This window comes from Vibrio sp. 10N.286.51.C3 (assembly GCF_003050065.1).
GTDB classification, from domain to species: Bacteria; Pseudomonadota; Gammaproteobacteria; order Enterobacterales; family Vibrionaceae; genus Vibrio; species Vibrio crassostreae.
On sequence record NZ_PIGC01000006.1, the window covers coordinates 175,151 to 196,294 of the forward strand.

At 45.5% G+C, this 21,144-nt stretch carries 15 protein-coding genes; 11 read left to right on the top strand and 4 right to left on the bottom strand.

What is annotated here, in order from left to right; translation table 11 throughout:
* Positions 1–15: 15 nt before the first annotated feature.
* The 9 genes from CWO27_RS08680 (at position 16) to CWO27_RS08720 (ending at position 11,941) form a co-directional block, all read left to right on the top strand.
* A complete protein-coding gene (locus tag CWO27_RS08680) occupies positions 16–1,563 on the top strand; it encodes an arylsulfatase (protein WP_102479208.1) in 1,548 nt (515 codons plus the stop codon).
* Between the two features lie 206 nt (positions 1,564–1,769).
* A complete protein-coding gene (locus tag CWO27_RS08685) occupies positions 1,770–4,142 on the top strand; it encodes a tetratricopeptide repeat protein (RefSeq protein ID WP_107898849.1) in 2,373 nt (790 codons plus the stop codon).
* Between the two features lie 149 nt (positions 4,143–4,291).
* A complete protein-coding gene (locus CWO27_RS08690; protein WP_017060007.1) occupies positions 4,292–5,275 on the top strand; it encodes an AAA family ATPase in 984 nt (327 codons plus the stop codon).
* 12 nt (positions 5,276–5,287) lie between these two features.
* Positions 5,288–6,250, top strand: a complete 963-nt coding sequence (locus tag CWO27_RS08695) for a DUF58 domain-containing protein (protein ID WP_107898850.1) — start codon at positions 5,288–5,290, stop codon at positions 6,248–6,250.
* Positions 6,250–6,792 carry a DUF4381 domain-containing protein gene (locus tag CWO27_RS08700; RefSeq protein WP_107898851.1) on the top strand — a complete coding sequence of 181 codons (543 nt, stop codon included), beginning with the start codon at positions 6,250–6,252 and terminating at the stop codon, positions 6,790–6,792. Before CWO27_RS08695 ends, CWO27_RS08700 begins: the two co-directional genes overlap by 1 nt.
* Entirely contained in the window at positions 6,785–7,864 is a 1,080-nt protein-coding gene (locus CWO27_RS08705) for a vWA domain-containing protein (protein ID WP_107898852.1), read from the top strand. The genes CWO27_RS08700 and CWO27_RS08705 overlap by 8 nt, the downstream gene beginning before the upstream one ends.
* Complete coding sequence (locus CWO27_RS08710) at positions 7,857–9,581, top strand: vWA domain-containing protein (RefSeq protein WP_107898853.1); 1,725 nt, start codon at positions 7,857–7,859, stop codon at positions 9,579–9,581. The genes CWO27_RS08705 and CWO27_RS08710 overlap by 8 nt, the downstream gene beginning before the upstream one ends.
* Positions 9,578–10,957: a BatD family protein gene (locus tag CWO27_RS08715; RefSeq protein WP_102479202.1), complete on the top strand. Its 1,380-nt coding sequence runs from the start codon at positions 9,578–9,580 to the stop codon at positions 10,955–10,957. Before CWO27_RS08710 ends, CWO27_RS08715 begins: the two co-directional genes overlap by 4 nt.
* Positions 10,958–11,035: 78 nt before the next feature.
* Entirely contained in the window at positions 11,036–11,941 is a 906-nt protein-coding gene (locus CWO27_RS08720; protein ID WP_102431212.1) for a LysR family transcriptional regulator, read from the top strand.
* A 231-nt stretch (positions 11,942–12,172) separates the two neighbouring features.
* Here the strand turns inward: CWO27_RS08720 and CWO27_RS08725 are convergent, their stop codons facing one another.
* Together CWO27_RS08725 and CWO27_RS08730 are read right to left on the bottom strand one after the other, a co-directional pair.
* Positions 12,173–14,647, bottom strand: a complete 2,475-nt coding sequence (locus CWO27_RS08725; protein ID WP_102479201.1) for a putative bifunctional diguanylate cyclase/phosphodiesterase — start codon at positions 14,645–14,647, stop codon at positions 12,173–12,175.
* Positions 14,644–15,762 (bottom strand): substrate-binding domain-containing protein, encoded by a 1,119-nt coding sequence (locus CWO27_RS08730; protein WP_102479200.1) that lies wholly within the window; start codon positions 15,760–15,762, stop codon positions 14,644–14,646. The genes CWO27_RS08725 and CWO27_RS08730 overlap by 4 nt, the downstream gene beginning before the upstream one ends.
* A gap of 81 nt (positions 15,763–15,843) precedes the next feature.
* Between CWO27_RS08730 and CWO27_RS08735 the strand changes: the two genes are divergently transcribed.
* On the top strand, positions 15,844–16,938 hold the full coding sequence (locus CWO27_RS08735) for a substrate-binding domain-containing protein (RefSeq protein ID WP_102431209.1): 1,095 nt from the start codon (positions 15,844–15,846) through the stop codon (positions 16,936–16,938).
* 123 nt (positions 16,939–17,061) lie between these two features.
* Here the strand turns inward: CWO27_RS08735 and CWO27_RS08740 are convergent, their stop codons facing one another.
* Both CWO27_RS08740 and CWO27_RS08745 read right to left on the bottom strand, forming a co-directional pair.
* Positions 17,062–18,744, bottom strand: coding sequence for an alkaline phosphatase family protein (locus tag CWO27_RS08740; protein WP_102478782.1), 1,683 nt, complete (start codon positions 18,742–18,744; stop codon positions 17,062–17,064).
* An 80-nt stretch (positions 18,745–18,824) separates the two neighbouring features.
* A complete protein-coding gene (locus CWO27_RS08745) occupies positions 18,825–19,613 on the bottom strand; it encodes a formylglycine-generating enzyme family protein (RefSeq protein ID WP_102431207.1) in 789 nt (262 codons plus the stop codon).
* 137 nt (positions 19,614–19,750) lie between these two features.
* Here CWO27_RS08745 and CWO27_RS08750 point away from each other — a divergent pair, with 137 nt between their 5' ends.
* Entirely contained in the window at positions 19,751–21,082 is a 1,332-nt protein-coding gene (locus CWO27_RS08750; protein ID WP_102478780.1) for an anaerobic sulfatase maturase, read from the top strand.
* The last annotated feature ends 62 nt before the right edge of the window (positions 21,083–21,144 follow it).

A 21,144-nucleotide genomic window follows, 5' to 3' on the forward strand; every position in this document is an offset into this window, starting at 1 on the left:
TACGAAGAGGTTTCTATGACAGCGAAATATGGCGCTAAACGTCGATTAGCGATTTTGGGTACAGCAATGATGGCCGCGTCTAGCGCCACTTTTGCGGCAGAAAAGCCAAATATATTGGTCATTTGGGGGGACGATATTGGTCAATCCAATGTGAGTGCATACACCTTCGGTCTCATGGGTTACAAAACCCCGAATATTGATAGCATCGCCAAAGAAGGCATGATGTTTACCGATTACTACGCAGAGCAATCTTGTACCGCAGGTCGCTCTACGTTCATTACAGGTCAAAGTGTACTGAGAACAGGCTTAAGTAAAGTAGGCTTGCCAGGTGCAGATATTGGCCTTCAAGCAGAAGATGCAACCATTGCTGAATTGCTTAAACCTATGGGTTACATGACAGGTCAATTTGGTAAAAACCACCTTGGCGATAAAGATGAATTTCTTCCAACAGCGCACGGGTTTGACGAATTTTTTGGCAACCTTTATCACCTAAATGCTGAAGAAGAACCAGAAAATGAAGATTACCCAACCGACCCAGAGTTTCGTAAGAAGTTTGGCCCGCGTGGTGTTATCAAATCATTTGCTGACGGCAAGATTGAAGATACGGGCCCATTAACACGTAAGCGTATGGAAACCGTTGACGAAGAAACGCTCGATGCCGCGCTTGATTTTATGGATCGCGCAGTGAAAGCCGACAAGCCATTCTTCGTTTGGTGGAACGCAACGCGCATGCACTTTAGAACGCATGTGCAACCAGACAGCAAAGGTGTAACCGGCATCAGCAATTACGCCGACGGTATGGTTGAGCACGATCGCCACGTTGGTCAGTTACTGAAACAAGTTGACGAATTGGGTATTAAAGACAATACGATTGTTTTCTACTCAACGGATAATGGTCCACACATGAACTCTTGGCCTGATGCGGGCACAACCCCGTTCCGTGGTGAGAAAAACACCAACTGGGAAGGCGCATACCGTGTACCAGCAATGGTTCGTTGGCCTGGTAAGATTGAACCGGGCAGTGTCTCTAACGAAATTATGCATCACATGGACTGGATGCCAACCTTCGTAGCAGCCGCAGGTGATGATCAAATCAAAGAGAAACTGCTGAAAGGCCATACTGCAGGTGATAAAACGTTTAAGCTTCACCTAGATGGTTATAACTTTCTTCCTTATCTAACGGGTGAAGAAGAAAAAGGTCGTCGTTCGGAGATCTTCTACTTTACCGATGATGGTGATTTAGCAGCACTTCGTTATAACCAATGGAAAGCGGTGTTCATGGAGCAACGAGCAACGGGTACGATGCAAATCTGGGCTGAACCGTTCGTGACGTTACGCCTTCCTAAGCTGTTTAACCTTCGTATGGACCCATACGAAAACGCAGATATTACCTCGAACACATATTACGACTGGTTGTTAGACCACGCTTATATGTTCGTTCCTGCTCAAGCGTATGTGGGCAAATTCTTAGAAACATTTGCTGAATACCCACCACGCCAAAAAGCAGCAAGCTTTAGCTTGGATCAGGTTATGGAAAAACTTCAAGAGAACCATAACAAGTAAGCTTTGGTTTATTGAAACTGATAGCTTGATGAAACTGAAAACACAAAGAGCTCTTAAGAGCTCTTTTTTTTGCGCATATCGATGAGTAAATACCAGTCGTGAATATGAATCACAACTATCGTGCTCGCTGCCACTAAATAATTGTAAATTAATTGTTTTTGCGTCTACCTTATTAAGCATAAGGATGTATAAAAACAAGGAATGTTATGTCTGCATGGTTGTGCTTGCTAGTGAACGGATTGAAACACCAGCGAGTTGCAGTATTATCCGCAATGTTATCTTTACCCGTGTTGTCGATACTTAGTTTCCACACGCATGCCAATGAACAGGCTTTATCAGAAGCTTCGCATGCGAGCTCTCAAGCGACGTATGTCGGATCTGAAGCTTGTATTGACTGTCACAGTGTGGAAGTGGAAGCATGGCAAGGTTCTCATCACGACATGGCGATGAAGCATGCCACCGAAGATTCCGTTCTCGGTGATTTCAATAACCAAACCATCACCCATCAAGGAAAGCCTAATCGCTTTTTCCGCAAAGGTGATGAATTCTGGGTAAACATTGAAGGGCCTGATGGTCAATTCAAAGATTATAAAATCAGCTATACCTTTGCCTTTGAACCTCTGCAACAGTACATGGTTGAGTTTGAAGACGGACGCGTACAGTTGATTCCTTTCGCTTGGGATTCTCGAGATAAGAGTGAAGGCGGTCAACGCTGGTTTCACCTTTATCCTGATACCACCAACACGGATGAATTCTACTGGACCAATAGCGGTCAAAACTGGAACTTCATGTGTGCTGATTGCCATTCAACGAACCTAGAAAAGAACTACGATAGCGCGAGTAATACCTACGACACCACATGGTCGGAGATTAATGTCGGTTGTGAAGCGTGTCATGGCCCTGCGAGTGAGCACGTTGAACAAGCCCAGCAAACAAATAACCAGCAAACCGCAGCCAAAGGGGGAAAAAATGCCCATGTCTCGGCGCATTACGGCTTTGACCGCGATTTGTCAAAATCGGTAAAAGAGTGGATCTACCAAGAGGGCAATTCAACTCTGCAACCAAAAGACATTATTCATACCAATCAAGTTCAGACCTGTGCTCAGTGCCACAGCCGACGCACCCAGTTGAATGAAACAGGCGACCACGTTAACGGTTCATTTTTTGATAAATACCGCTTGAGCCTGATTACCCCTGAGCTTTACCATAACGATGGCCAAATCTACGATGAAGATTACGTTTACGGCTCCTTCTTGCAATCAGTGATGGCAGAGAAAGGCGTTACTTGTACTAACTGTCACGATCCTCATACTGCAGAACTGAAAATTGCCGAAGAAGCCGTGTGTAGCCAGTGTCACATTGCTTCTGAATACACACCTGAAAAGCACACATTCCATGAAGCCAATACCGAAGCTTCACAATGTACCACTTGTCACATGCCAGAAACGACTTACATGGAAGTCGATCCAAGGCGTGACCACAGCTGGCATATTCCACGTCCAGATATTAGCCAACACATTAAAACACCGAACGTGTGTACGAGCTGTCATGAAGACCAAACTGATCAATGGGCCGATCAGCAAATTGGTAAGTGGTTCCCAGATTCTAAGTATCGTAACCAGCAACACTTTGCTGTTGCCTTTTATGCGGATTCAATCGGGCATAGAGGTGCAGAAGATGCACTGGCGTATTCAGCTCAAGACTCAAGTTTAAGTAATATCATTCGTGCTTCGAGTTTAGAACGTTTAGGTGGCAACACGGGCAAGAACACGCTTATCTCATTAGCGAGAGCGGTGAAACACGATGATGAAATGATCCGCTTGGGTGTGGTGCAAGGCTCGTCTGGCTTCCCATTCACTGATCGCTGGCAGATTCTAGAGCCATTATTGAAAGACCCTGTATTGTCGATTCGATCAGAAACCGCAGGCGCGCTAGTACGTTACTTGGGAGAAATGAATCCGCTGCAGAAAGACCAAATCAAGCCTGCATTGGAAGAGTACATTGAGATACAACAATTTAATGCCGACAGAGGATTTGGCCGCACAAATTTAGGTAACGTTTACCGCGATTTAGGTCAGCACGATAAAGCGATTGAGTTCTATCAAGGTGCAATCGAAATCGAGCCTTATTTCGAAAACAGCTACGCCAATTTAGCGGATTTGTATCGAGCGCAAGGTAACGAAGCAAAAATGTTGTCGACGTTGAAGCAAGGCATTGAAGCTCAGCCTAAATCGAGTGTATTGCCATACAGCACAGGATTGTCTCTGCTTCGTGTGAAAGATTACGAACAAGCAACGGACTACCTTAAACAAGCCGCTGAAACTGCGCAAACCGACCCACAATATTGGTATGTGTACGGATTGGCTTTAGAGAAATCGGATGTGCTTGCGGCAAGTCAATCACTGCACAAGGCTTACCAATTTAGCCGCAACCCACAGCACCTGTATGCCCAGTGTGAAGTGTTGGCGCGAAACAGCCATTTACCGGGCGTACCAAAGGCGTTTGAGCAGTGTATTTCATCATTGAGCAAAGTAGCACCGCCGGAAGCCATTAACCAATTGAAATCTAGGTTTAAATAAAGCGATGAGGTGAGCTTGGCTATCGTGCTTGCTGCTTATTCCGCTTGTAACCAATTATCACGTTTATAACTGTTTATCATGTGTATAACTAATAGTTATGGGGCTTGTGAGTAGGATGTACGCAGCCAGATTGAATTAAGGGAAGACCTATGAACCATGCGCAACAAGCAATAAACCAACTGATTGAACAAACAGAAAAAAGTGTTATCGGTCAGAGCCACGTCGTTCGGGCTCTGGTGATAGGGTTATTGACTAATGGACATGTGCTTCTTGAGGGGCTTCCCGGTACTGCGAAAACTCGCTCAGTAAAATCGCTGGCGAATCTACTGAACACCAGTTTTGGTCGAATTCAGTTTACTCCTGACCTGCTGCCGTCAGATGTGACGGGTACGGAGGTGTATCAAGAGCTTGATGGCAAGCCGCAACTGCATTTCCAACCGGGTCCTATTTTCAACAGCATTGTTTTAGCCGATGAAGTGAACCGTGCGCCTGCAAAGGTACAAGCGGCTCTGCTTGAAGCTATGGCGGAAGGCACGATAACCGTGGGCGGCCAAACTCACATCCTTCCTGACTTGTTCATGGTATTGGCCACTCAAAACCCAGTTGAACAAGAAGGTACTTATCCGCTACCTGAGGCGCAAATGGACCGTTTCATTATGAAAGTGACGGTCGACTACCCAGAAGACGAAGCGGAACGTGACATCATTCGACTGGTGCGCAGTGAGGAGTTGGGTAGCGAAACCAGTTCAGAATTAGTCACTCCACAACATATTGAACCTGAGTTGGTACTTGAGGCACGCCGACAACTTCCAGACATTGCCGTTTCCGATTTAGTTGAGAACTACATTGTGGCCTTGGTCATGGCAACTCGTAAGCCAGAGCGTTACCCAGAATCAAACTTGTCTAAATGGATTGAGATTGGCTCAAGCCCGCGTGCTTCCATTGCGTTGGATAAATGTGCACGCGCTTATGCGTGGTTACAAGGGCGTGACCATGTCACGTTAGATGATGTGCGAGCGATGCTACCTACCGTATTAGGCCACAGATTCTCACTTTCTTATGATGCATTGGCCGATGGCGTTGACCATCAAAGAGTGGTTGAAGAACTGCTTGATAATGTTGAGATCGGATAATTAGGGGGCGTCATGGCGAAGCCAACACAAGCTCCCAAATCGCAAGGCCTTGATCCACGCTTATACTGCGACTATTCAAGGTTAGTGCGAATACAGGCTCAAGCTGAGTCGTTTTCTCTACTGCCTCACCTAAAGGCGGGCAGCGTGCTTTCGGGTAGACACAATTCATTGTTCCGAGGTCGAGGTTTGAATTTCGAGGAGCTTCGTCACTACCAACTGGGTGATGACATTCGTAACCTCGATTGGAAAGTCACGATGCGAACAGGTAAACCTCATGTTCGTAGTTATACCGAAGAGAAAGACCGTAATGTGATGATCTGTGTTGATCAGCGCAGTTCGATGTTTTTTGCGTCTCAAAATACCATGAAATCCGTTGTAGCCGCCGAAGTGGCGGCACTGTGTGGGTGGCGAGTGCTTAAAGATGGTGACCGTGTCGGTTTCGTTTTAGCCTCGCACCAAAAGCTCTTTCATACCAAAGCACAGCGCTCACAGTCTGATTTGCTCGCTCAACTTAAACACCTGACTAAAGCGAATCAAAGTTTAGCCGTGAGTGTGAGTGACAGCGAGAGTGTCGGATTCAGTCAATGGATTGAACTGATCAAACGAATGAGATTAAAACAGTCGACCTTAATCTTTATTAGTGATTGGCGAGATTGCCAAGAACAACACCTTGATCGCCTTAAGCAACTGCAACAACACAACGATATCTTAGCCATTATGGTCACCGATCCCTTAGAACAATCACTGCCTCACGATCTTGCAAGTGCAAACTGGGTAGTGGGGGATGGTCGATTTCAACTTAATCTGGATAGCCAATCTAAGGTTAACCTCGCAAGTGAAAGCCTTGCCCAAAAAGCGGCACTCCAAAAACAATCCCTTGCTAAATTGATGGCGATGAAAAACCTTCCTTATATCGAACTAGACACGTCAGGCAATCACATATCACAGTTGCAAAAGCTGGTGGGAGGGCGCTAATGACCGTTGAACATACCCCTCCGAGTACTTACATCCTTCGCGACCTACATGATGTCGCCATTCCCGAGAGCGTGAGCTGGATGCCGCAAACCATTGGTTGGAAGATCCTCGGCGTTATTCTGTTATTGGTCGCTATCTATCTGGCTTATCGTTTGGCGCAGAGATGGTGGAATAATCGTTATCGTAAAGAAGCGCTTAAAGAGCTCATGATATTGGATGCAAGAGACAAGAACTCTACCGAACGAACCTTCAAGGTACTGAAAGTGGTGCTTCGTTACCTAGACAGCAGCAATGCAAAGCTGTTTGGCCAAGCATATGTTAACCGTTTGAACGCTTATCTGCCTGTTAACGTTAACGAGAGTAAAAATAGCAATGCTTTCTTTGCCGATGAAGTTTCGGGACTATGGATGCAGAGTTTAATCGACCCTAAGGTGCGTTTGAGCTTTGAACAGCGTTTAGAGGTGATTCAAACCGCGATGATGTGGCTAAAGCTTCATAAACCGGATGTACAAGTAACGTTTGAGGGGCAAGATAATGTTTGATGCTTTATCTGCAAGCTTCGAATTTGCGCACCCATTGTGGTTTATCGCGTTACCTCTGCCGTTGTTGGTCTACTTTGCCGTACCAGCTTATCGAACTAAGCAAATGGCGATTAAGGTGCCATTTTTTCGAGAATTGGTTGAAGCTATTGGGGAAGCGCCGTCAGAAGGTGCAAGCCAGTTAACACCAAGCTGGTGGCAACGAACTACGCTCATTATTACTTGGGTATTGGTCGTGTGCGCGTTAGCGAAACCAACCATTCTTGGTGAGCCACAGGTTCGTGAACAATTGGGTCGTGATGTGATGGTGGTGGTCGATTTATCCGGCTCAATGGCGGAGCAAGATTTCACCTCTAAGCAAGGCGATAAAATCTCTCGTTTAGATGCGACCAAAGAGGTGTTAGCCGATTTTGCGAAAACCAGAAAAGGGGACCGACTCGGTTTGATCTTGTTTGGTGATGCAGCGTTTGTACAAACACCGTTTACGGCTGATCAAGATGTATGGCTTGAACTGCTTAATCAAACCGATGTCGCGATGGCAGGGCAAAGCACGCACTTAGGCGATGCTATTGGTCTTGCGATTAAGGTGTTTGAACAAAGCGAAAAGCAAAGTACTGCAGTTCAAGACCCGAGCATTGATGCCAACGCGAAAGAGAAAGTTGTGATTGTACTAACTGATGGCAATGACACAGGAAGCTTTGTCGAACCTATCGATGCCGCAAAAGTTGCGAAGGCGAAAGGCGTTCGTATTCACGTGATCGCCATGGGTGACCCACAAACCGTTGGTGAAGTAGCTTTGGATATGGAAACCATCAAACGAGTGGCTCAAGAGTCTGGTGGTGAAGCCTTTGAAGCACTTAATCGCGATGAATTGACTAAAGCTTATGCTCAAATTGGTGAGCTAGAGCCTCAGTTGTATGAGAGTACGACTTATCGTCCTAAACAGGGATTACACCATTACCTGATGGCCATTGTTGTTGTGATGTATTTGACTGCGTTTAGTTTAGCAACAATCCGCCGACGCTCGCTTTTGGCTTCTTCAATGAAAAATTTGAAAGGAGAGAACGATGCCTGATTCTCTCATGTTGCAACAGTTCTTTACCCAGTTTCACTTTATCCGACCATTGTGGTTGTTGGCCTTTATCCCGATGTTTTTCCTATTGTGGATTCGCTGGAGAGAAGAGACCAAACCAACGTGGAAAGACATTCTGCCTGCACATTTACGTGATGCATTAACCATCGGTGAAACCGGTTGGCGCAAACAGTTACCACTGAAGCTATTAATGGTGATTGTGACCATCGCCATCATTATCTGTTCTGGCCCAACATGGCAGCGTGAAGCTTCGCCTTTTGGTGAAGATAAAGCATCGATGTTGGTTGTACTCGATAACAGTGAATCCATGCTTGCTAAAGATTTGCCTCCAAGTCGCTTAGAACGATCTAAGCAGAAAATTAGAGACTTATTGGCAGCTCGGAAAGGCGGTAATACGGGCTTAGTGGTTTACGCAGGCAGCGCACACGTCGCGATGCCCGTCACTCAAGACAGCAAGGTATTCGAACCGTTTCTAGCGGCTATCAGACCCGATATCATGCCGGTATCAGGTAAGTCAGCAGAAGAAGCACTGCCACTGATTAATCAGCAACTGTCTGGTGAGTTAGGCTCTTCTGTACTGTTGGTATCTGATGGTGTAAACCCAAGCACCATTAGGGCGTACGAGAGTTTCTTTAGCGACAATCCGTATCAGTTGCTGATTCTAGCCGCAGGAAACAGTAATGTGGTGAGCGATAACCCTGTCGACCTAGATTCATTGCGCAGCCTAGCGAGCAAGACGGGTGGACGACTGATCGAAGTGACCGTTGATAACTCCGATATCCAACAACTCAATCAAGCGGTTGAAAGAAACATGCAACTGAATGGTGAGTCTTCAATGCCTTGGAAAGACATGGGATATGGCCTGCTTATTCCAATGGCAATCATCATGTTGTTGTGGTTCAGAAAAGGGTGGTTGGTACAGTGGTGTGTCGTTGGTCTAGTGATTTCAGGTAGCATCTATTCACCAAGCACTTTGGCGAAAACAGTCAATTTAACTGCTGAGAAACCAGTCGTGGTGGAGCCGCTTACAGCTTGGGACAAAACAGCTCAATGGTGGTGGGACTTATGGCTAACGCCTGATCAACAAGGGCAACGTTTATTGAATCAGAAGGAATATCTTGAAGCGGCCAAGCATTTTAAGGATCCAATGAGAAAGGGCGCGGCTTATTACTATGCTCGTGATTTTAAGTTAGCTCACAGTGCATTTTTGCAAACCAAAACTGACCTTGGCTTATACAATGCAGCCAGTGCGTTAGCCAGACAGCGTGAATACCTTGCGGCACGAGACCTTTTGAAATCATTAAGCGAGAAAGAGGATCTGTCACCAGAACTAAGAACGGATGTGGAGAACAATCTTGCTGTGCTTAGTGGAATTGTCGAAGAGGTAAACCGAACCAGTGAAAGCCAGTCTGGAACCACAGATGGCCCTGAGGAGTCTTTAGAACTCGAAGACGATCAGCCTCGAACGGGAGATGGAGCTGAAGAAGAAACGGTAGCGGAATTGATGCTTAAGGAAACGCTTAATGCCAATGAAATCTTAGGCAGCCAAGAGCTTGCCGACAAGTGGTTAAAACGCGTTGAAGCGGATCCTAAGTTCTTCTTGAAGTCCAAGTTCCAAATTCAGTTAAGAGATCCTGCACCTTCGATCGAACAGTCTTCAAAACAGGAACAGTCGCTAAAACAGGAGCAAACACAATGAGTCGAGTTGATTTAACTCTTGCAGTGCTTCTAGAAAAAGCAGGGCGCTCGGAGTCTTTTAGACTAACGAAGGCCTTGTTTGTGTCGCTAGTTCTACTGTTTAGCACTGCTTTTTCTACACTTGCTTCTGCGGCTGATATTTATGACCTGCAGAGGACTGGCGATGTCGAATTGATCGCTTGGGTCGGAGAAAAACCGAAGTCTGGCGACAAGATTACGCCTACGAAAGTTAGCGTTAATGAACAAGTGATTCTGAACATTGAGGTGGCGACACCGCGTTGGCTAACTGGGGGAACCCGAATTGGCAGCATCGAAATCCCGAATGTTATTGCTAAGCAGCGCAACCAGCTGGCGACGAACTACACGGAACGAGTGGGCGGCACAACATGGTCACGCCAACGCTGGGAAGTGACGCTTTATCCGATGACTTCGGGCGAATTCGTCATTCCTACTGTGCCTGTTCGAATTCAAGTTTCAGCGCCTGATGGTTCAAACGTTGGTGGCACACTTTATACGCAACCCATTAAGTTTGAAGCTTCATTACCTTCAGGTTTGTTAAGTGATGAATCGCCTTGGTTTTCTGCAACCGATGTGGATGTTGAACAGCAGTGGCAACGTTCGAATGAAAACTTGAAAGTTGGCGATGCGGTTACACGCACCGTGACGATTAAAGCGAAAGACAGCTTGTCTGTGTTACTGCCAGATGTGTTGTCCAATGAAGCGACTCAGCAATATCAAGCTTACCCACAGCCTAATCGTTTAGACGATACACAAGAGCGTGGTGATTACCGTTCTAGCCGCATCGAAGAAACGGTTTATGTGATTCAACAAGGTGGCGAATTTATCTTGCCGGATTTCTCATTCCAGTGGTGGGACAGTAAGAATCAACGTCTTGAAAGCGTTGTCATAAAAGGTGAAGTGTTTGAAGCAAAACATACACTCCAATCCTTTATCAAAGCTTACATGTCGGTCTTTATCAGCGTAGGTTTGGTATTAGTGTTGTGTGTTGCGTTATTTGTTTCTTTGAAGCGTTATTACAAGAACCGACCAACACCGAGTTGGTTGGTATTCCGTCGTTTACTCAAGCAAGGTAATTGGTCTGCATTGAGAACCTTTATCTACCGTCAATTGCGAAAACAAACCTCGCAGCTAGAAATGAATAAAGCGCAACTTGGCAAATCAAATGGACAAAAACGTTGGGTGGAAGACAGCGAAGCGCTCCAACAAGGGCGTGAAGATAAAAACGTATTTACTCGCTTGTGGAGAGAGTTACGTAGCCTGCCCAGTACTCAAACAGACTCAAGGCATTCTCGTTCGATTTTCGCCCGCTTGAAAATCCCTAAAGGCTTGCCAGACTTAAAAGATAGAACTAAGTAGCAAACTTTAGTTATTCGCATCGAACATAATCGGCAGGTTCTCTACTATGGGGAACCTGCTTCTTTAATATGGAACTGTATGAAAAGTACCGAACTAAATCTAATTCCTATATTTGTTGCTATCTATGAAGAACAGAACTTATCTAGGGCTGCTAATCGCATGGATATAAGCCAACCAGCAGTGAGTAAAGCACTTGCAAGGTTGAGAGATATCTATGATGAGCCATTGTTTCACCGCACCACATCAGGCGTAGAGCCAACCACATTCGCTATTGATATCTACCCTGCAATGGCCGCTGCGCTTAAAAACTTTACGTCTACCTTATCCGCATCAAGAGACTTCGATCCTAAAACCTCAGGCCGCGTGTTTTCTATTGCCTGCGTCTCGGCAGCTAGCTATGAAATGATGCCAAGAGTGATGCAGTTAATCAGCCAGGTTGCACCCGGTATCGCACTCGAAGTTCACCCTCTGTTTACGGAAGATTACGAGTCTGATTTAAGGCTCCAAAGACACGATGTGATTGTCGATATGACGCCAAAAGGAAGAACCATGCTTAAGCATGAGGTGATTTCTACAGAGGAGCTGGTCGTGGTGTGTAGTAGTGATCACCCTACTGTTGGCGATACAATCGATATGGAACAGTTCTTAGCACTCGAACATGTGGTGGTCTCTAGGTGGCATGCGCGCAAAAGCTTATTGAGCTCTGAACACTACAGTGATCTAGAGAAACGTAGAATAGTCTATCGTGCTGCAGGTGTTGTTGAGATGCTTCCTGTTATCGAAGGCTCTGAGTACATCGGTGTAATGCCTATTTCATCGGTGCGTTGTTTTGCTGAAAAGTACGCGGTCAAAACACTGCCATTACCCTTCGAGTTGGAAGACCTGGAGATGTGTATGATTTGGCATCCAAGCCGTACTAATGAACCAAGCCATAAGTGGTTACGAGCTAAGATCAAAGCAGCAGCAAAAGAGTTATCAAGTTAGCCTATACAAGGACATAGCCATTGAAAGCATTCGCGCGATTTTAAACGGAAAGAAAGCCAACACAGTGGCACTTTGACTATAGGTAAAAGCTGCTTTACTGGTGCGATCTTTGAGGTTGCTTTTTGTTACGGCTGCTTGGCCGGTAGGGCAGCCCGAAGGCTACACTTATTCAGTCAAAAATCTGTGAAGGAACTTAACTCACTGAAACTTAATTAACTTAAGGAACAGACACTAAGCCTCTTTTTGGCTCTGCTCAGAGTTAAGCAAGAAGTAAGACACCCAATCATCAGTCGGCAACGGCCTTGCAAAGAAATAGCCTTGCGCGTATTTACAACCTATTTGGCGCAGAGTCTTTACGTGGTTCTGCGTTTCAAGCCCTTCGGCAATCACCGAGAAATTCAGAATTTGTGCAAGCTTTAATACAGCACATGTGATCTCGTAATCGACCTTGGATGAGTTAATGTCTTCAATAAAGCTTCGGTCGAGTTTGACGCAATCAGCAGATAGATTCTTCAATACCGACAGCGATGAATAGCCTGTACCAAAGTCATCAATCGCAATCTTATAACCCTTCGAGTGAAGTACCTCTATGGTTCTTGAGCAGGTTTCGAAATCTCGCATCATGTCTCTTTCAGTGATTTCAAGAAGCAGTTGATGTGGCTGGCAATCTGTTTCATCCAGTATCACTTGTAGCTGCTCTGCGAGGTCAGTCATATAGAACATTCTTGCTGAGAAGTTGATAGAGAAAATCACACCTTGTAGGTCGATACCTGAGCGTTGCCATTCGGTGATCAGGTTGGCAACCTTCTTAAATACCCACTTATCGATGTCGATAATAAGATCGCTTTTCTCTGCGACTTCAAGAAAATCGATAGGTGGAAGCAATCCAAGTTTGGGGTGACGCCAGCGAATGAGAGCCTCGGCTCCGATGATGTCTTGAGAATCCAAGTCGACTTTTGGTTGGAAGAAGACTTCCAGTTCGTCGTTTGCAATGGCTTGATGAAGCCCCATGTTTGTTTCAATTAAGTCATTGACTTCATGGGTCATTTCATCAGCATAGACTCTGTATTGATCTCTACCGTTACGTTTTGCGTGATACATAGCGGTGTCTGCGTTTCTAATTAAGGTTTCACGATCTAAGCCGTGAGTAGGGTACTCACATACCCCAATACTTGCTGAAACGAAGATAGAGTTATCATCAATATAGTAAGGCTTTCTTAATGCTTGGTTTAGGCGATCAGCGATGGGTTCACCTTCTTCTAAACCAACGTTCGAATACACAACCAAGAACTCGTCGCCGCCCATTCTAGCCACAAACCCCTTATCTCCGACGAGATTGCTAAGGATGTCAGAAACGTTAACCAGCAAGTTGTCTCCAGGTGCGTGACCTAACGAATCATTGATCGTTTTGAACTCATCAATATCGAGATAAAACAATAAAAAGGGCGCTTGGTTCTCGCTTGAGATCTTAATTTCTTTATCTAACTGCTTGGTTGCTAACAATCTATTAGCCAAATTAGTCAACGGATCGTGATGTGCTAGAAAGTCGAAGTTCTTCTTCTCTTCAGTGAGGTCGAGATAGGCCTCAGACAGCCTTGAAGCCATGTCGTTATAGGCTTTTTCCAAGTGAGACCACTCGTCACTTCTGCCCAAATTGATAGGATTCTTGAGGCTACCGGATTCTAAACGGTCGAAGCCATGTCTCAGCGCATTGAGCGGTTTTCGAATATGATGTCTCACCACGTGGTTAACCAGCAACATCGACAACACGACGGCTGAAAAGCTAATAACAATGGCGTTCAGTCTTGATAGACCAATCTCTTTTTCAAGCTGGTCGGTTAGTGCTAAGGCTTGGCTCTGTACGCGTGACTCTGTGTTTTCTACCATCTCTAACAAGTCACCTTGCGCCTCTAATAGCGAAGCCATCACCAACCAACGTTGTTCCAGATTAGCGCGAATCCGTTTTAACGCGGCGTTGTATCGCTTCACGGTACGGTGGATTCGTTTCTTCTCTGCGATAACCACAGCCGTTCCTATATCAACATTTTCTAAGTGGAGTAAGAAGATATCGAGCTCTTTCTCGACCTCGATAAGCAGTACTTTCTCCGTTTCTGGCGTGATGCGGCTGTGAATGTCACCGACCATTTTTCCTGAGGTGAGAAACGACTCTCGTAGCATGTTGATGAGATCTAATTCATTGTTATAACGGATGAAATTAGGTTGGTCTAAGTGCCTAAGCTTGCTGTCGGCTATCGCAAATTCGAGTTGATTAAGTTGCTCGGCTAATGCAGCATCGATTTGATTGGTTTGCTTGAGGATTCGATTCAGTGCTAGCGAACTGCCTAAGAAACGATGGAAGTTATCGATAAAGGCATCGATCTTTTGCGAGAAACCTTCGTTGGTCGACAAATCTCTCAAGCGTTGCAGTTGGAAATCAACGTTGAATGCTTCCTCAGACAAGGTGGTTTCACTGAACAGAAAGGTTTGCTCCAGTAACTTCACACGAGAGGTTAATGTAAATACGCGACGACTGATTTCAGAGTTAACAATCAGATCTGACACGTGTGTTGAGGTTTCCGTTTTGAGCGTCGACTCGACGTAATAGAGTGAGCGGATCACCATGATGACCGCAAGGCTCACAATCAAAAGCGAAACCAGATTCGAAATAATGAGCCTTTGGGTGATGTTGATCTGAGGTAGTTTCATTGCGGCTTCCAAATTTTCAGATACGCTTCACGGTAGCCATTTTTAGGGTCATAGATGCCTTTGTCTGACTGGCTAATAAGCTCTTCAACATTACCCGGTGTAACGAGGTGTACAGGGGCAGAGTAGCCACTAGGAGGCATTTGATTGAAGGCTCGGTTGAGCTCGTCAACAATCTGCCAACCTTGTAAATATAAGGGCTCAGGAACGGTTGCCAGTTGGAATTGTCCGCTATAGATTCTTTTGTAGGCCGCTTTGCTGCCATCACCTGCAGATATGTTCCGCGGGATCATTTTTAACTCTTCAAGGCTCGACTCCAAAGAAGGTATCGCATAGTCGATGTACAAGTCGTTGATGGCCAATATGTGAGTGATTTTATCGTCGTACTTGTTATCAAGGTCTTTCAATGTCGCGGGCATTTGCTCAGCAATTTTGTCTAAAGGCAGGTAGTTGAGCTCAAGGACATCACAATTGCTGCAACGCTTGATGGTGTTAACCATGGCGTTGGCTTTGATCATCGCGATTTCATAATTAGGGTCGGTAAACACCACGGTCTTAGCTTGACCCTTGGAGTTGACGATGGCGAGCAGGGCTGCTACCTCAGCCACATCAAGCGGGTCAGTAGTGATGTTGGTGTATAAGCCGATCTCTGGGTTTCCGCCAACAAGCTCCGTCGCGTGCCATCCGATGACAACAATCCCGAGATCTTCTGCTTGTTTCAAAATGGTTTTGTGACGAACCGCGTCAATGCCACCTAAAACAATGGCATCGGGTTCAAAACCGATTGCTTTTCGGATCGCGGCACCTTGACGCACTTCAGAACCCAAACCATCAATGAACCTAAGGTGCCAATTGATGTTAGAGATGGCTTCAGATATGCCTTTGCCAACGCCATATACGCCACCATTACGTAAATCAGACGCGACGAAAATAACGTTCTTTTCATGACGCACTGCTGGACCTTGTGTTGGACCATCCCAGGTTCGTTGGTTGGAAACCGCACGCATCACTTTTTCTTCTGCGTAATGGAAGAAATTGTTCTCAGGATTACCCGCAAAACTCGGTGAGTTGCAAGTAGTAGCGAGCAACAAACTCGCAAAATACACTGTTTTATTCATAAGGGTTATAAAACGCTTTAAATTATTATCGCTATATATTTATAATATTGTTAATAAACATTCAAACATTTGGTAACAGTTATGCCGGGTCAAATTTATAAAAACGTATTACCAGCCCTACTGACAGCTTGTTTTATCCTTCCTTTTGACGTATACGCTGATGGGGTAAGGTCGGACTCAGATGTAAAGAAACTCGAAAAATTTCAAGAGACTGTGAGTGGCGAGCCGATTTCGTTAGCACCAATGTCGGTTGAGAAACCGGTCAGAATTGCCCTAATTTACCCAAGTGCAGATATTTCTGACTTTTGGAGACGAAATTACACTGCATTGAAGGAAAGGTTGATCGCTTTAGAGTTGCCATTCGAGATCAGCGAGTTTACCTCAAGACAAATTGAGCACTCTTTGCAGACTCAATATACGGATCAAGTGTTGAATGCTGACACACCTTATGACTTCGTGATTTTTGGCCCTTCTGAACTGGGAATACAAGCTCAGAACATTCAAAAGCTATCGGCTTCGACAGAATTCAAAACCTTTATTTGGGCATTTCACACGCCAAATGAACAATGGAAACATCAACCAGACAGTTGGTTTGACTTCTCAAGTGCAATGGGCGCGGAAGTGCTGTGTGACCATGTGGTGCAAGAGTTGGGGAGTGAAGTCGAGTTCTCTGCCAATCGCGGGATCCCGGGAATCACGGACACTCAACGTTCACAAGGCTTCATTGATTGCGTGGAAGAGAAAGGTGACTGGTTAACGGTTTATGAGCATTTTGGGCAATATCAAAAAATAGGCGGCGCAGACGGGATCCGATTAGTGCTAGGTAACTTCCCTGAGGTGACCATGGTTCATAATGCCAATACGGCGATGACCATGGGGGCAGTCGATGCGTTAAACCAAGCTGATATGTTGTCTGAGATCTATGTAACGGGTTGGGGCGGCACAGCGATAGAGATCGAGAAGATTCGCTCTGATGAGTTAGATGCAACACCAATGCGCATGAGTGATGACCTTGGTGTAGCGACTGCTGAAGCGATCAAGTTTCATTTAGAAGAGAGAGAAGCTGAAGTTCCGCTGGTATATTTAGGTCGTATCACGGTTGTGCACAATAAGATGAATGACGACCAGTTGAACCAACTCACCAGAGAAGCGTTTCGTTACTCAGGAAAGAATTAAGCACGATTCAATCTATCCTGCATGATAAAAAGAGCCGCTTATTCAGTTTAATCAGAATAAGCGGCTCTTTTTTATGTTAGAGACTCTGTGAGCATGTTTGGTTCACAAACCTAATAATTGTGATTAGTCAGTAATCTCTTCTAGCACTTGCCCAATCGAACCACTTGGTTGAGTGATTCCGAGTTTGTTCGAAAGCGTCGGTGCAATATCGTATGGTGTGATTGGACGTGAAACCTTCTTAGCGTCCACATCATAACCTGCGAAAATCACTGGCACGTGCGTGTCGTATTTCCAAGGGGAACCATGAGTCGAGGCAATTTGTAGGCCTTCCATATCGTTAATGTAGCTACGCGGATCAAATACCACATACACATCGCCTGAACGAGCGGGGTGGTAGTTGTTTTTGATGAGCTGCATCACATGAGTGTCAGGGACTCGGTTTGCTGCAATATCACTGCTTGATACCGCAAACGCAACGCCTTTCACTTTGGCAATTTCACCAGCAATAGCTTCTTGTACCTTAGCCAGATCCAGTTTCTTCTGAGCGATTAAGTCGTGATTAAGATAGATATAAGGCTGAGCGTACAAACGAATTGCGTCTTTGGTTAAGCCAAAATCATCTTTTAATCGTTTCTCTACACCACTCGATAGTAGTGCGTCTTTGTCGAAGTACTGAGCTTGACTGAAACCTAGAGCATTTGCCGCAGGTGAAGATTCAGGAACACCGTGATCGGCAGACAAGACGATTAAGGTGTTCTCTAACCCAACTTGGTTGTCGACGGTTTTGAAAAGCTTAGCGAGAGTCTTATCAAGTCGGATAAGGTTGTCTTCTGTTTCTAGGCTTTCAGGGCCATAAAGGTGTACCACGTAGTCGTTTGATGAGAAACTCACTGACAGATAATCAGTCACGTCACCTTGACCAAGCTTCTCTTGCATCAACAAGGTGCTAGCGAAGTTTTCCGTGATCTCGTCACCAGCAGGGCTCACGGTTAGCGTTGTGCTGTAGTACTTGTAGCTTGCCGGGCCGTATGGGTGAGGGAAAGTGCGTTGGAAATCACCGACTTTCACTTTGTGTTCGGTATCATTTTCTTGCAACGTGTATTTATCACGCGGTAATGAGAGCTCCCACTTTTGTTTGGAATACTGAGCAGCAATTGCTTTCTCGTTCCAGCGTGATACCCAGTCTGGATACTCGTCGTAGTAATAGTTACTCGTGACGAATTCAGATTGTGCTTTGGAGAACCAAAAGGCTTTACCACTGTGTCCTGCCAATGAGATAGCACCGCGGTCTTTCACTGATACGCCGAACACTTTTGATTTGCCACTATTGGAAATCGTCAGCTCGTCACCAAAAGTGGTGGCGAGTATTGGCTCCGGAGAACGACCGTCACCTTGCGCTGTCTTCTGTGTTGGGTCAATCTCGGTGGCTTTGTCGACACCCGCGCCAGAAGTCAGCATTTTGTAGTTGCCATCTTCTACGTTATACACCAAGCGTTCTTCGCTACGGTCATACCAAACGTTACCTACCATACCATGTACGCTAGGTGGAGCGCCTGTTGCAAGCGACACATGGCCAACAATGGTTTCTGTGTTGCCGTGTTGGTAGTTCGCATTGGTGTAATAAGTACCGTCATCCATTAAGTAGCGAAAGCCACCTTCACCAAAATTATGCTTGTATCGTTCAATGAGGTCAGCGCGTAGACCATCAACCGTGATTTGAAGGACAAGGTCTGGCTTTTCTGCAGCCGATGCAGGAAGAGCGCAGAGTAACGCGAGTGTAAGTCCTGAAAGCTTGGTGTATTGCATAGGGTTTCCTTATTCACTGTTGCCGTAGCGTTCTAACGTGTGGTCAGATTTTTAACGTTGAGATAGGGTTATTCACGTATCTAGTTCGTATCTTTAACCAACCGCAGTCCCATGTCCGACATGGTGATGGATTGGCTTGCGAAATCACGACGGTAACTTTCCGATTCATTTTCGTCATAAGCAAAACTGCCACCGCGAACAGACTTGTGCGATAAGCCTACGTCGCTGTGTTTAGCGTTATTTGGATTGTCTGTTGGCCCGAATCTGTAGAAGGTGTCATCGAAGGCATCAATGACAAATTCACCAACGTTTCCTGTCATGTCATATAAGCCTAGTTCATTTGGCTTTTTTAACCCTACAGGATGCGCGCTATTTTTCGAATTTGCTGAGTACCACGCAACATCATCTAAGTTGTTGGAACCACTGTAAGTATAGCCTTTGCTTTTGTTGCCACCCTTCGCTGCAAATTCCCATTCCGCTTCAGTCGGTAGGCGGTATTCTTCACCCGTTAATTCATTCAACTGCTCAACGAAATAGTTCGCTTGTTGCCAGCTAAGGTTATTGACCGGAACTTGTGGGTTTTGGAAATAACTGAGAGATGAACCCATCACCGATTCAAACAATTCTTGAGTCACCTCAAACTTCGCAATGTAGAAACTATCTACAGTTACTTCACGGGCTGGTCGTTCTGCTTTGGTCGCTTCCGGGTTGTTTGAACCCATGGTGAATGTTCCGCCTTCAACCAACACCATCTCTTGGTCAATTTTTTGAGCGATAGGGTGTGTAGGCACGCTTGCACAGCCGCTTAGGAAAATAGTCATGGTGACGCCGCTAACTGCTGCTAAATGTTTGTAATTGATAAATTTCATCACGTGCCTCAAATGTTCGAAATAGGGTGTGATTCTAACGTTTTTGGTCATTCCTATTGGTTATAAAGGGTATAACATGCCACTGACTTAATTCGGAATTATGATGGGAACAAGACACTAAGATAGGTAGGTAAATCATGCACATTACTCAAGGTCCACAATATAACGGTAAAGCGTCTAAGCGCCTGCATGTTATGGCTAAGCCGATTGGCGCAGCGTGCAACATTGACTGTAAATATTGTTATTACCTAAGTAAGCAAGATTTGTTGGAGTACAAGAAAGGCAGTTCTCCAAGAATGGATGATGAGACGCTAGAGACTTACATCCGACAATACATCGAAGGTCAAAATACGCCTGAAATTATCTTCTCATGGCAGGGCGGCGAACCGACTATGTTAGGTTTGGCTTATTTTGAGCGTGTGGTTGAGCTACAGAAAAAGTATCAGCCTGAAGGTGTGTTAATTTCAAATGACCTACAAACTAATGGCACATTATTGAATGACGATTGGGGTCGATTCTTAGCAAAGAACAACTTCCTGATCGGTTTAAGTATTGATGGCCCTGAAATGCTGCACAACGCTTACCGTACCAACCGCGCGGGTCGTGGCACATTCAAACAAGTGATGGCTGCTGTCGAGCTGTTGCACAAACACCAAGTTAAATTCGCAACGCTAACCTGTGTGAATAACCTGACCAGTCAAAACGCCTTAGAAGTGTATCGCTTCTTACGTGACGTGGTGAAGTCTCCACAAATGCAGTTTATTCCTATCGTAGAACAGAAAACCTTTAGAACCGTTGCGCCGCAAACCTCTCAAGCTAGTGAGCAACTCAAGCAAGGTGACAAGCGTCTTATCCCGGGTCATAAAGATTCGATCATGGAATCATGGTGTGTATCGGACTTAGCGTGGGGCAACTTCCTGATTGCGGTGTTTGATGAGTGGGCGAAGCAAGACATCGGTAAAGTGTTTGTTCAATATTTTGAAGCGAGCTTAGAAACGTGGATTGGTCGCCCGAACCCGCTTTGTACCCTGAATGAGATTTGCGGTAAGGGCTTGGCGATGGAACCAAACGGCGATGTGTTCTCTTGTGACCACTATGTTTACCCTGAATATAAAATTGGCAACATCCATCACGAGAAGCTTGATGACCTAGCATACAGCGCACCACAACAAAAATTTGGTTTCGCTAAATCACGCACACTGACGAGCCAGTGTCAGCAATGTGACTACAAGTTTGCTTGTCATGGTGAATGCCCTAAAAACCGCTTTATCAAAACTCGTGCAGGTGAGCCGGGATTGAACTATTTATGCGCGGGCTGGCACAAGTTCTTTTCTCATGTTGATAAATCGATGGCGTATATCGCGCGTGCGATGAGACACCCCGTTGCTCATGGTAAGTACAGTGATTCTGTGATGATGGCGCGTCGAGCAGAACTGGCAAAACAAACGACGTTTGAGACAAAGTTTTAAGTCAAGTTCTAGGTTTAGAGTTATCGATCCTAACGAAATTTAATCAGATATGAGTCTAGGGA

Bases quoted from the DNA above. Each gene is read 5' to 3' on its own strand.
- CWO27_RS08680 (WP_102479208.1), top strand. From the start codon at position 16: ATGACAGCGAAATATGGCGCTAAACGTCGATTAGCGATTTTGGGTACA.
- CWO27_RS08685 (WP_107898849.1), top strand. From the start codon at position 1,770: ATGTCTGCATGGTTGTGCTTGCTAGTGAACGGATTGAAACACCAGCGA.
- CWO27_RS08690 (WP_017060007.1), top strand. From the start codon at position 4,292: ATGAACCATGCGCAACAAGCAATAAACCAACTGATTGAACAAACAGAA.
- CWO27_RS08695 (WP_107898850.1), top strand. From the start codon at position 5,288: ATGGCGAAGCCAACACAAGCTCCCAAATCGCAAGGCCTTGATCCACGC.
- CWO27_RS08700 (WP_107898851.1), top strand. From the start codon at position 6,250: ATGACCGTTGAACATACCCCTCCGAGTACTTACATCCTTCGCGACCTA.
- CWO27_RS08705 (WP_107898852.1), top strand. From the start codon at position 6,785: ATGTTTGATGCTTTATCTGCAAGCTTCGAATTTGCGCACCCATTGTGG.
- CWO27_RS08710 (WP_107898853.1), top strand. From the start codon at position 7,857: ATGCCTGATTCTCTCATGTTGCAACAGTTCTTTACCCAGTTTCACTTT.
- CWO27_RS08715 (WP_102479202.1), top strand. From the start codon at position 9,578: ATGAGTCGAGTTGATTTAACTCTTGCAGTGCTTCTAGAAAAAGCAGGG.
- CWO27_RS08720 (WP_102431212.1), top strand. From the start codon at position 11,036: ATGAAAAGTACCGAACTAAATCTAATTCCTATATTTGTTGCTATCTAT.
- CWO27_RS08725 (WP_102479201.1), bottom strand. From the start codon at position 14,647: ATGAAACTACCTCAGATCAACATCACCCAAAGGCTCATTATTTCGAAT.
- CWO27_RS08730 (WP_102479200.1), bottom strand. From the start codon at position 15,762: ATGAATAAAACAGTGTATTTTGCGAGTTTGTTGCTCGCTACTACTTGC.
- CWO27_RS08735 (WP_102431209.1), top strand. From the start codon at position 15,844: ATGCCGGGTCAAATTTATAAAAACGTATTACCAGCCCTACTGACAGCT.
- CWO27_RS08740 (WP_102478782.1), bottom strand. From the start codon at position 18,744: ATGCAATACACCAAGCTTTCAGGACTTACACTCGCGTTACTCTGCGCT.
- CWO27_RS08745 (WP_102431207.1), bottom strand. From the start codon at position 19,613: ATGAAATTTATCAATTACAAACATTTAGCAGCAGTTAGCGGCGTCACC.
- CWO27_RS08750 (WP_102478780.1), top strand. From the start codon at position 19,751: ATGCACATTACTCAAGGTCCACAATATAACGGTAAAGCGTCTAAGCGC.